An 11,964-nucleotide genomic window follows, 5' to 3' on the forward strand; every position below is an offset into this window, starting at 1 on the left:
GTCGCATGACGACATCGGAGCCGCCGCGGTCGACCGTGGTGCAGCCGGGCGGCGGGCGGGTCGGTGACCTCGGCGACATCGGCGTGCACTTCAAACTGTGGGGTGCGGACACCGGCGGCGCCTTCGCCGTCGTCGAGCATCCGTTCCCGGTCGGTGCCCTGGTGGCGCCGCACCTGCACACCCGGGAGGACGAGTACTCGATCGTCACCGAGGGCGAGATCGGGTTCCGGTCGGGGGACCGAGAGGTGGTGCTCGGTCCGGGCGGCTACATCGCCAAGCCGCGCGGCGAGCTGCACGCGATGTGGAATGCCGGCGCGGTCCCCGCCCGGATGATCGAAATCATCAGTCCGGCGGGATTCGAGCACTTCTTCCGTGAGGTGGCGGAGCTGATCGCGGCCGGACCGGCGGCGATCGGACAGGGCGGCGATCTCGCGGAACGCTACGGCCTGCAGTTCGGCGAGCCGGAGTGGCTGCCGGGAGTCGTCGAACGGTTCGGACTGATTACTTAGGCCGATGGGACTCGGAGGGGGTCGGTGACGGCAGTGGTTCTGCGAGTGAGTGGCCGCAATGCGCGGTTCCAGCAGTGGGGGACGCCTTCGGTGCCTCCGGCGTCATCATCACCGGTCACGCCGCCGATGTGTACGACCCGAAAGCGCTCCGGGCCAGCACCGGCTCGCTGCACGAGGCATGCGACCGGCTCGTCCGCATCCCCATGTCCGGGTCCGCCAGCTCCCTGAACGCGGCAACCGCCGCAGCGGTGGTGCTGTACGAATCGGCACGCCAGCGGGCCGCCGCCCGCCCATAGCGCTGCCGCCCGGTGTTGCTCGGTTCGGACACAATGGAGGGCCAGGCCCTATCGACATGCGGGGGGCACATGTTCGACAACATCCGGTACCACCGCCGCCTGCGATGGATCACCGATCCCTCGTTCTGGGAAGCCGTACGCGACCTCCTGTGGTCCCGTGCGATCCTCGTGCTGGCAGGCAATCTGGGCACCCTGATCATCGCGGTCGTCGCGGTGGTGCACTTCTGGTCGCGTCCGTCCTCGATCGCCGACTACGGCGTCGTGCTGCTGTCCTGCCTGCTCTGTCAGGCGATCGCCTTGATCGCGGTGGTGTGGCCCGGGCCCGGCTCCAGCTACGCGGAGTTCCATCAGGCCATCGCGCTGCCCGTGGTCTGCGGTACGTGGATCATCGGAGTGCCCCCGGCCTTCATGCTGTTCGCCGCCTTCGACGGGAACCCCGACAATCCTCCGTGGGTCGCCGTGTTCTTCTCGGCGGTGGCCCTCACCCTGGCCTGCATGGCGAGCTTGATGGTCTCGGTTCCCTTCGAGGAGAAGGCACGGGCGCAGCGCCGCCGGGTGGCCGGACCGCCGGAGGAGACCGACGGGGCCGAGTTCGCGGACAGCGGTGGCGCTGACTCGGGCGGCTCCGACAGCGACTGACCCGGGTTGCCCCGGTCAGGCGTACTCCGTCGTGTCCGGGACAGCTCACCGGCGGCGGAGGCGGGTACCGATATGAGGGTGACTCCACAACTTCCTCCTCCCTCATCACCGAGTTCCGGGAGCGCCGCGGAGGCTGTCCTCCCGGAGTTCCGGCGCACCTGGTGGGAGACCGGTCTGCGGGCCCGGGCGGATGCCGGTGTGCTGGGGGTCTTCGCCGAACTCCCGGGTTTGATCAGCAAGGCGGTGCGGGTGGCGTGGCGCGCGGACCGGGTGCGCACGCTGCTGGTGGCGGTCGCGACGGTGGGCGCCGGCTCGATGGCGGCCTTCGGTCTGCTGGCGACCCAGCGAATCTTGATCGAGTTGTTCGCTGCCGGGCCGACCCCGGATCGGGTACGGGCCGCGCTGCCCGCCCTGGCATGGCTTGCCGTGGTCACCGCGATCCGAGGCGCTCTCGGCATGGTGGTCGGCTACGCGCTCAACGGGCTGACCCCGCGGGTGTTGCTCGACGTGGAGAAGGAGCTGTTCGCCGACACCACCGCGGTCGAGCTCAGGGCCTTCGACGACGACCAGTTCGCCGAGGGCATGGAGCGCGCCACCCGGGGCACGGAGGCCGCGATCGAGCTGGTGCAGACCGTGATGAACCTGTTCGCGGGGCTGGTCAGCCTACTGGCCGTCGTCGTGGCCGTGGTGACCATTCATCCGTTGCTGCTGGTGGCGTTGCTGGTGGCGACCGTGCCGACCGGGTACGCGGCGCTGCGCGCCGGGCACGTCAAGTTCGGGAGTTAGCTGGCCAGTTCGACCCGGCGGCGCTGGCAGTGGGTGTTGCAGCGGCTGATGGCCGAGCGTGACTCGGCGGCCGAACTGCGCTCCTACGGTCTGCGGCCGTTCCTGCTGGGGCTGTACGACAAGGTGATGGGCGCGCAGATCGCCGAGGAGCTCCGGGTGGCGCGGCGGGTTACCACGACCACGAGCATCGGCGCCGCCGTCGGTGGTATCGCCTTGGCGGGCGTGTACGTGCTGCTCGGTGTGCTGCTGCTCAACGGCAGGATTCCGCTCGCCGCCGCGACGACGTGCATCATCGCGGTGCAGGCCGCCCGCAGCTCCCTGTCCACGGTGACCTTCCAGGTGGATCGCGTCTACACCAGCGGTCAGTTCTTCAACGAGTACGTGCGATTCCGGTCCACCGCGGCCGAGTACCTGCCCACCCCGGCGGCCGGTGACGGCGCTGCGGCCGGCCGGCTCGGTACGCAGGAGCTGGCCGAACTGACCGTGCGAGGCGTGAGCCTGCAGTACCCCGACCGGGACCGGCCGGCAGTGGATCAGGTCACGGTGACGATCCGGCCGGGGGAGACGATCGCCCTGGTCGGGGAGAACGGCTCCGGCAAGTCGACCCTGGCCGCGATGATCGCCGGGCTCCGCGCCCCGACCGGCGGCACCCTGCTTTGGAACGGGCGGCCCTACGCCGACTACGACATCGACGAGCTGCGCCGCCGGATCGCGGTCGCCATGCAGGACCATCATCATTGGCCGTTCAGCGCGTCGACGAACATCGCGATGGGCGACATCGACGCCGAGGCCGATCCGGCCCGGATCGAAGCGGCGGCGCGCCGGGCTGCCGCACACGACATGATCCTGGAGCTGCCGGCCGGCTACGACACGCTGCTCGACAAGACGTTCAAGAACGGCTCGGACCTGTCCGGCGGTCAGTGGCAACGAGTAGCCGCCGCCCGCGCGTTCCTCGCCGACGGTGACCTGCTCATCATGGACGAGCCGTCCTCCGCGCTCGACCCGCGCGCCGAGCACGCCCTGTTCCAGGCCTTGCGGGACCGGCAGGGCAAGAAAACCACGATCCTGATCACCCACCGGCTCGCCAACATCACCCATGCCGACCAGATCCTGGTCCTCGAGCACGGCAGGCTCATCGAGGCCGGCACCCACCAGCACCTGATGAGAGCCGGAGGCGTGTACGAGTCGCTGTTCACCTTGCAGGCCTCCGGATACCAGGCCGCACCGCCCGCCGCTGCCTCGGTGCGTCCGGCGGACGAACAGTGAGGCGCCCGGGCCCGGCGTCGGCGTGGTTGCCCCTTCCGGCATGACCGCCCCTGTCGACGTGCTCCGCGTGGGCGCCTGCCAGACGCCGGAGATTCTTGGTAATCCCGACGCGGCGCTCGACTGCATCCAGCAGTCAGCAGCTCAAGGCGCCGGATACGGTACGAACCTGCTGCTTTTCCCGGAATGCTTCCTTCAGGGCTACCTCACCGACGAAGAGCACATTCACCGGTACGCACTCAGGCTGCGCTCTCCGGAGTTCGCCGCGGTGTTGCGCCGTCTCGCGCCGGTCGAACCGACCCTGGTCTTCGGTGTCATCGAGGCCGACAACGGCCACTACTTCAACACCGCCGTCGTCACCGACCACGGCCGGCTCGTCGGCAGCTACCGCAAGACCCGGCTCATGCCCGGCGAGACGGTCTTCACCCCGGGCGAGGACTACCCGACCTTCGTGCTGCACGGCGTGCGCTACGGCATCAACATCTGCTCGGACACTCAGTTCTCCGAACCGGCGGCTCGGGTCGCGGCGCAGGGAGCGACGCTGCTACTGGTCGCGGCGCAGAACATGATGCGGCGGCCGGTCGCGACCCGGTTCAAGGACCTGCATCACAGCATTCGCGCCGAACGAGCCCGCGAAACCGGCATGTGGCTGGTGTCCTCCGACGTCACCGGAACCCGCAACGACCGGATCGCGTACGGCCCGACCAGCGTCATCTCGCCGCAGGGCGACATCGTGGCCCAAGTGCCGCTGCTGACCACCGGCATGGTGGTCGCCGACATTCCCGCACCGGCACCCCCGCGTTGACGAACGCGTTCGTTGCGACCTGTTTCGGCTGTTGTACGTTCTTGACGAACGCGTTCGTCAAGCAGCCGTCGGCGATCAGCGTCATTTCACGCATGACGAAAGGTGAATCACCATGACAACTGCCATCATCAACGCACGAATCTTCGACGGGGCCGAGGTGCTCGATGCCACGACCGTGCTGCTGGACGGCGACCGGATCACCGCGGTGGGCGGTGAGCTGCCGGGCGACGCGGCGATCGTCGACGCGAAGGGCGCGACGCTGCTACCCGGCCTGATCGACGCGCACGTGCACACCAACCCGGCGAACCTGGCGCTGGCGCTCCAGTTCGGGGTGACGACCGAACTGGAGATGCAGGGCACCAATACCCGGCACAACCGGGCTCACATCACCGAGAACGACATGGTCGCCGACGTGCGCTCCTCCGGGTTCGGGATCACCCCGCCCGGCGGGCACCCCAGCGAACTGTTCCCCAAGGATTTCCGTCCCGGCCCGCCGCCCGGCGCGACCCCGCCGCCGGGAGCGCGCCCGGCCGGCCCGCCGCCGGTGATGCCGTTCGCCACCACCCCGGAACAGGCGGTGGCGTTCATCCCGCAGCTGGTCGGGACCGGCTCGGACTACATCAAGTTCATGGTCGACGACGGCAGCGTCGAGGGGCACCCCGGGCTGCCCATGCTGGACCAGGCGACCCTTGACGCGGGCGTCGCGGCGGCCAGGCGGCACGACATGCTCACCGTCGCTCACGCGCTGACCGTCGACGCCACCCGGATGGCGATCGAGGCCGGCATCGGCGGACTGGCGCACCTGTTCATGGACCGGCCGCCTACTGACGAGATCATCGCCTTGGTCGCCGGCTCGGGCGCGTTCGTCGTACCGTGCGTGGTCCTCAACGCCTCGATGATGGGCATCACCGGCGGCGAGCTCGCCGCCGATCCCCGCGTGGCCTCCCGGCTGCCCGACGACTGGATGTCGACCCTGCGTTCGAGCTTCGGCCATTACCCGCAGGGCAGCCTCACCGACGTGCTCGTCTCCGTGAAGTCCCTGCACGACGCCGGTGTCGACATCCTGGTCGGCACCGACGCATCGGTGGCCCTGCCCTTCCTCGGCGGTGTGGCCCACGGCGCGAGCGTCCACCACGAGATGCAATATCTCGTACGGGCTGGGCTCACCCCCGTCCAGGCCCTGCGCGCGGCCACCAGCACCCCGGCCCGGCGGTTCCGCCTCGACGACCGCGGCCGCGTCGCCGCCGGCCTGCGCGCGGACCTGATGCTCGTCGACGGCGACCCGACCACCACCATCGGCGACACACTCAACATCCGTGCGGTCTGGCGCCGCGGCACCCGCGTCGTCCTGGACGGCATCACCACCGAGCGCTGATCGGGCCCTGCGGACGACCCGCCCATGCTGGTACGGACGAACGTGTTCGGTACGATCGCGTTATGAGTCTTCGTCGTGTCCCGGTAAGCCGTCGTGACCGCCCGGCCAAGCCGCCACTGAGCCGTGCGGGCGCCGTCACCGTGGCATTGCAGATCATGAAGGACGAGGGCTTGGATCGGGTGACGATGCGCCGGCTGGCCACCGAACTCGACACCGGCCCGGCGTCGCTCTACGTCTACGTGCAGAACATGGCCGAGTTGCACGGCGCGATCCTCGACGAACTGCTCGCCGACCTCACCCTGCCCGATCCGGATGCAGCAGGCGTGCGCTGGCGCGAGGAGCTGATCGGGCTGCTCACGGCCTACACGCAGGTGCTCCTCGACCAGCCCGGCCTGGCCCGGTCGATCCTGGCGCTGCGCCCCTCGGGCCCGCGCTACGTGCGGCTGATCGACACGCTGCTCGGCCTGCTGCACGCCGGCGGGGTGCCGGTGGCGCAGGCGGCGTGGGGTGTCGACCTGCTCCTGCAACACGGCACCGCCACCGCCGCGGAGCACGGCGTGCGCCGCGAGGCAACCGAGGCGCAGGCGGAGCAGGACGCGTTCGTCGAAGCCTTGAACGAGGCCGCCGACGGCGACTGCCCCAACATCGCCCGCGCCCGGCACGAGCTGTTCTCCGGCACCGGAGCCCAGCGCCTGTCCTGGATGTTCACCGCGATGATCGCCGGCATCTCCACCGTCGCGGTGCCCGAGCCGGAGCCGTCAGCGGACTGACGGCAAACCCCTCCTGCCGCTTCCGGCAGGAGGACGGACCGCCGCAGCGGATGACCGAAGATCAGCTCGACGCCGTCGCCTTCAAGGCCATCAGAGCGGCGATGCGGTCGTTGCGCCGCGACCGGTTCAGGGCGACGCTGCGCGGTTGCGTGGTCAGCGGAGCCGCGGTCGACACGTGCAGGTCCGCCAGGCGGGTGTTCCCGCCGTAACAGGCCAGGAGTCCGGAATTGGCTGCTTGCCTGGGCGTGGCCCGGTCGTAACGTCGAGGCGTGACCGTGGGATTTATCGGGCTCGGTGTGATGGGCCAGCCGATGGCGCTCAATCTCGCCCGCGCCGGCGCCGGGCTGATCGTCTGGAACCGCACCCCGGAGCGGGCTGAGCCGCTGCGCGCGGCCGGGGCGCTGGTGGCCGCCGACCCCGCCGAGGTCTTCGCCGAAGCCGAGACCGTCATCCTGATGCTGGCCGACGACACCGTCATGGACGGCGTGCTGCAGCGCGGAACGGACGCCTTCGCCCGGCTGGTGGCCGGCCGGACGCTGGTGCACATGGGCACGACCGCGCCGGCGTACTCGGCGGGGCTCGCCGCCGAGGTGACGGCCGCCGGTGGGGCGTACGTCGAAGCTCCGGTCTCCGGGTCGCGCGGCCCGGCGGAGACCGGCGACCTGGTGGTGATGATCGCCAGCGGCGACCCGGGGATCGAGGCGCTGCTGCGGCCGATGTGCAAGGAGATCGTGCGGTGCGGCGCGGTACCGGGGGCGCTGCTGATGAAGCTGGCCGTCAACACGTTCCTGATCAGCATGGTGACCGGGCTGGCCGAGGCGTTCCACTTCGCCGACCGGCACGGCCTCGACCAGGGGACGCTGCTCGCCGCCCTGGAGGCCGGGCCGATGGCCAGCGCCGTGTCCGGGATCAAGGGGCGCAAGTTGCGCGACCGTGATTTCGTGGTGCAGGCGGCGGTCCGGGACGTGTTCTACAACAACCGGCTGATCGTCGAGGCCGCCGAACGGGCCGGTAGCGCATCACCCCTGCTGACGGTCTGCCGGGAGCTCTTCGCGGAGACGGAGCGGGCCGGTCACGGCGGCGAGGACATGGCCGCGGTGGTGCGGGCGCTCGAAGCCCGGGCGGCCGCCGGTCCCGACCGGTGATCGCGTTTCAGGAGGCCATGTGGCCGCACAGGCTCGGGCACTGGATCGCCACCACTCACGGCAACGTCTACTGGGCGTCGACGCGCTCACCGCAGGCAAGATCCCGAACGTTCACCAGCTTCCGGCGGGAGGCGCCTGCTTGAGGGGCGACGCCGCCGGCGATGCGGGCTGAACACAACGCGGCGACGGTACGGGGCGGTCCAGCGCAGGTGCCGCGATCGCAGCGGGGTGGACACAGTGGACATCGACAGGATCCAATGGCTGTGACGCGACGAGGACTACGGGGGAATCGCGATGCCACAACCGCATGACCTCACCGGTGGGCCGGTGCTCGGCGGCCCAGGGAACCTGATCGTGATCGTGATGCGACAGGTCCGACGACTCGTTGCGACCTGACCGGTCGCGGCCGCTTGACGCTGCTGTCGACCCGACGACTCGGTTCTACCGATCGGGGAGGATTCGCATGACAGTCACTACCCGCACCAGGCGCCGATGGCGCCCGTTCGTCGCGCTCACCCTGGGCGCTGCCGTTGTCGCCACCGGCTCAGCGGTCGCCAACGCCGACACCACGCCGCCGCCACCACTCAGTCTGGTCACGACGGCGACCAACATCACCCTCACCAGGTACGTGTACGAATTCGGCTCCTTCTTCCTGGACCCGAGCATCGGCGTGTTCCTCATGGCCGGTAAGGATCCGTTCGAGATCGAGGTGAAGCGCAAGTCGTACGCCGACCCGATCGTCGCCCAGCAGGTGACGACCAAGAACGGCAAGAAGACCAAGGTTCCCCTGCCCGCGGGAATGGTGACCGACTTCGGCGGACTCCAGGACTTCACCGAGCTCACCATGACGGACGCGAACGGCACGGCCGTGGTCTCCGGCAGCCAGGACTTCTGCCCCAACACCTATGAGTCCAGCCGGGCCCGGCCGGACGCGCCGGACACCACTCCGTATCCGACGGACTGCTTCAACAGCAACCCCTTCCAGATCGGCAACGTCTGGGGCATCCAGAGCGGATGGACAGCCGCCATCGCACCGAACGAGCTGGAAGGGCTGCCCGACGGCACCTATCAGGCCAGCGTCGACATCAACCAGAGATACCGCGACTACTTCAAGATCGCAGGCGCCGGGACGAACCTCACGATCACGATCGAGAGCATGTTCGAGGGCGAGCTCTCCGCGGCGGACCGCGTCCGCGCCGAGGCGAAGGTCAAGGCCGCCCAGCCCGCCGCGGCCGCAGGCTTCGGCCACGACCACCACACCGAGGGCGATGCCACCCTGCAGGTTTCGGCCTACTCACCCGATCTGCGGCCCGCGGCGCGCCGGCCGGACACAATGCGCAGCCGGGCGGCCCTGCCCAAGGGGCCCCGCCCCGACCTGCGCTCGTTGCCGGCTTGGAGCATCAGCCTGGCCGACGGCGCGGACCTGGGAGACGTCCCGGGCCGCAAGTACATCGTCTTCGGGGCCACCGTGTGGAACGCCGGCACCTCGCCGCTGGTGGTCGACGGCTTCCGCCGCGTCGGCACCGACCTGATGGACGCCTACCAGTACTTCTACGACGCCAAGGGCAAGCAGGTCGGTTCGATCAACGCGGGCACCATGGAGTGGGACAAGCGGGAGGGCCACCTGCACTGGCACTTCACCGACTTCGCCCAGTACAGCCTGCTCGCGGCGGATCAGCAAGAGGCGGTGCGCAGCGGCAAGGAGGCGTTCTGCCTGGTCAACACCGACGCCGTCGACTACACGATTCCGAACGCCAAGGTGCGGCCGACCAACACGGATCTCGCCAGCTCCTGCGGCGCCAACGCCGCCGTCGCCATCCGTGAGGTGCTCGACATCGGCAACGGCGACACCTACACCCAGTTCCTGCCCGGCCAGTCGTTCGACGTCACCGACCTCCCGAACGGCACCTACTACATCGAGGTCAAGGCCAACCCGTCGGATCGGCTGGCAGAACTCAGCACGGCCAACAACACCTCCCTGCGCAAGGTGATCCTGAGCGGGTCCGGCGACGACCGGAAGCTGCAGGTGCCGGCAGTCCACGGCTTGGACGGCCCGACCGGATAGCCGGACTCCCCGGGATGGGTGGTGCCGCAACAGCGCCACCCATTCCGGGGCCCTTCCGGACCGCTACCCGGCGAAATCGACAGGGAGTCGGGACCGGGGCGGTAGGCCAGCCGTCCGACGGGTACATCCCCAGGAATGAACGACGCACAAGACCGGTACCCACAGAATGACCCCGACCGGGCCCGGGGCCTGATCAGCGACGCCCAGGGCGAATTCGTCCAGCAGCATCCGGGCGGAGCGTTCGACCCCCGCACCTTCCGTTCCGGCAGTCCCACGGGGCCTTCAACGGCGCCCGACGAAGCTGATCCGGTCGGTGAGCCGCCGATGGATGGGGAAAGCCGGCATCCGGCGCGTCGCGGCTGACGGTAGCCAGCCGCGGCAGGCTCGTCGACCTGCTACCTCGTCCGCTGCTCGAGCGGGATGACGCGGAAAACGGTCACGAAGCCGGCTGTCGCGGCGACATGCTGACCGTACGCCTGCCCGCCTGTTGCGGCATCCCTGATGCCGACCAGTCAGATCGCGCGGTTACGCGAAATCCGGGAATAGCCGACAGTGCGCCGGCGGACCACCCGATCGGATAGCGCGTAGCGTCAAGGACGGATCGGTTCGTCAGCTGACTTGACGGCCGGCGCCCATCGGGCGCGCTGCCCCAGACCTCGGTGGTTCAGACCCGGCACCCGCCGGGTCTGGGGCCGAGCGGTGGCAAGAACCCCTGAACCCGTATGTCGTCTCGACGGCGAGGTGCGGCGGGTCGTGGGCGTCAGCCCTCGCCACACGGACTCCGGACGGAGCCGGCACATCAGTCGTTTGGTCCGGCCGGGCGCTTGGATGCCCGGGGGATCAGGGCGCCGACCGATCCGTTGGAGGTCCAACGATCATGACCGTAACGACCGCCTATCCGGTACGCGTGGACGCGCGCCTGGACTCCCACCTGTCTCGCTGGCTGTGGCTGGTGAAGTGGGTTCTCGCTGTTCCGCACTTCATCGTCCTGATCGCCCTGTGGATTGCCTTCTGCGTGGTGTCCGTGGTGGCGGCGCCTGGTTCGCGGTCAACTCCGACACCGACAACTACAGCTGGACCGGTGGCGGCCTGATCGGGCTGCTGGTACTGGTCGCCGCGCTCGCCCTGGCCGTCACCGGCCAGTACCCGCGTGGCCGGTACGACTTCATTCTGGGCCTGAACCGGTGGGTGCTGCGGGTCGCCGCGTACACCGCGCTGATGACCGACGCCTACCCGCCGTTCCGGTTGGACACCGGCGGCCAGGATCCGGCGACCGCCGTCATCCCGCCTGCCGGCACGGTGACGGGGGAGTCCGGCCTACCCGCCAGCTGACCCGTCCGCGCGTCGGTGCGGCCCGAGGTCGGCTTCTACGCGGGCGGGCGCGTCGGCACCGCGGTCCTGACCGTGCCGGACGCGCTGATCGCTGATCGCTGGGAGCCTGCGGCCGGACGGCCATCGGGCTCCCAGCCTGCCGTTTCGATAAGTGGGCGAGTTCGGTGTCTATGCGGTGGCGGTGCGCAGCGCGAGGGAGATGCCGATGCAGTGGGCGGCGAAGGCTGCGATGGTCAGTGCGTGGAAGACCTCGTGGAACCCGAACCAGCGCGGGCTCGGGTTGGGCCGTTTGAAGCCGTACACGACAGCGCCGAGGGTGTAGAGCACGCAGCCGAGGACGAGGAACGTGATGACCGGTGCGCCGCCGGCCTGCCAGAACGTTGGTAGGTAGATCACGGCCACCCATCCCAGGGCGATGTACACCGGCACGTACAGCCAGCGCGGGGCGCCGACCCACAGCACCCGGAAGGCGACGCCGGCGAGTGCGCCGCCCCAGACGATCCACAGCAGGGTACGGGCATGGCCCGGTGGCAGCAGCAACACGCAGAACGGCGTGTACGTGCCGGCGATGATGAGAAAGATGTTGGCGTGGTCGAAGCGCCGCAGCACCTTCTCGGCGCGCCCGGCCCAGTTACCGCGGTGATACAGCGCGCTGATACCGAACAGCAGCGCCGCCGACAGCGTGAAGAGCCCCAGCGCCAGCTTCGAGGGGGCGTCCGGGGAGAGCGCGGTCAACAGCGCTCCGACGGCGACCGCGACGGGGAAGGTGCCGGCATGCAACCAGCCCCGCAGCCGGGGCTTGATCATGGCGCTGATGTGGTCGAGGCCCTGCTCGACCCGGTCCTCCAGCCGGTCCAAACCGGCATCGAGGCCGGCACTCGGCCGGTTGTTGTCCTCTGCTGGGCGGAAACGGTCCATAGTCACGGCACCGTGGTTACCCCGGCTGAACGGTGAGCAAGCGGCCGAACTGGTCGCGTCG

At 69.7% G+C, this 11,964-nt stretch carries 10 protein-coding genes and 2 pseudogenes; 11 read left to right on the top strand and 1 reads right to left on the bottom strand.

Going from position 1 to position 11,964, the window contains the following annotated elements:
* Positions 1-5 precede the first annotated feature (5 nt).
* The 11 genes and pseudogenes from LPA41_RS25595 to LPA41_RS25645 all read left to right on the top strand — a co-directional run bounded on the left by LPA41_RS25595 (position 6) and on the right by LPA41_RS25645 (position 10,985).
* A complete protein-coding gene (locus tag LPA41_RS25595; RefSeq protein WP_229073330.1) occupies positions 6-509 on the top strand; it encodes a cupin domain-containing protein in 504 nt (167 codons plus the stop codon).
* Between the two features lie 80 nt (positions 510-589).
* Positions 590-805, top strand: a pseudogene (locus LPA41_RS25600) (TrmH family RNA methyltransferase); the annotation flags it as partial.
* 69 nt (positions 806-874) lie between these two features.
* A complete protein-coding gene (locus LPA41_RS25605; protein WP_229073331.1) occupies positions 875-1,444 on the top strand; it encodes a hypothetical protein in 570 nt (189 codons plus the stop codon).
* A 72-nt stretch (positions 1,445-1,516) separates the two neighbouring features.
* Positions 1,517-3,496: pseudogene (locus LPA41_RS25610) on the top strand (ABC transporter ATP-binding protein).
* Positions 3,497-3,536: 40 nt separating this feature from the next.
* Positions 3,537-4,298 (top strand): carbon-nitrogen hydrolase family protein, encoded by a 762-nt coding sequence (locus tag LPA41_RS25615; RefSeq protein ID WP_229073332.1) that lies wholly within the window; start codon positions 3,537-3,539, stop codon positions 4,296-4,298.
* Between the two features lie 112 nt (positions 4,299-4,410).
* A complete protein-coding gene (locus LPA41_RS25620; protein WP_229073333.1) occupies positions 4,411-5,673 on the top strand; it encodes an amidohydrolase family protein in 1,263 nt (420 codons plus the stop codon).
* 62 nt (positions 5,674-5,735) lie between these two features.
* A complete protein-coding gene (locus tag LPA41_RS25625; protein ID WP_229073334.1) occupies positions 5,736-6,443 on the top strand; it encodes a TetR/AcrR family transcriptional regulator in 708 nt (235 codons plus the stop codon).
* A gap of 269 nt (positions 6,444-6,712) precedes the next feature.
* Positions 6,713-7,588, top strand: coding sequence for an NAD(P)-dependent oxidoreductase (locus tag LPA41_RS43055; RefSeq protein ID WP_229073335.1), 876 nt, complete (start codon positions 6,713-6,715; stop codon positions 7,586-7,588).
* 463 nt (positions 7,589-8,051) lie between these two features.
* Complete coding sequence (locus tag LPA41_RS25635; RefSeq protein WP_229073336.1) at positions 8,052-9,653, top strand: lysyl oxidase family protein; 1,602 nt, start codon at positions 8,052-8,054, stop codon at positions 9,651-9,653.
* Positions 9,654-9,788: 135 nt separating this feature from the next.
* A complete protein-coding gene (locus tag LPA41_RS25640) occupies positions 9,789-10,016 on the top strand; it encodes a hypothetical protein (RefSeq protein ID WP_229073337.1) in 228 nt (75 codons plus the stop codon).
* Between the two features lie 636 nt (positions 10,017-10,652).
* Positions 10,653-10,985 (top strand): DUF4389 domain-containing protein, encoded by a 333-nt coding sequence (locus LPA41_RS25645; protein WP_229073338.1) that lies wholly within the window; start codon positions 10,653-10,655, stop codon positions 10,983-10,985.
* Between the two features lie 168 nt (positions 10,986-11,153).
* Here the strand turns inward: LPA41_RS25645 and LPA41_RS25650 are convergent, their stop codons facing one another.
* On the bottom strand, positions 11,154-11,903 hold the full coding sequence (locus LPA41_RS25650) for a hemolysin III family protein (protein ID WP_374238210.1): 750 nt from the start codon (positions 11,901-11,903) through the stop codon (positions 11,154-11,156).
* Between the last annotated feature and the right edge of the window lie 61 nt (positions 11,904-11,964).

Source organism: Actinoplanes sp. DH11, from assembly GCF_020873875.1.
In the GTDB taxonomy this organism is placed as follows: domain Bacteria; phylum Actinomycetota; class Actinomycetes; order Mycobacteriales; family Micromonosporaceae; genus Actinoplanes.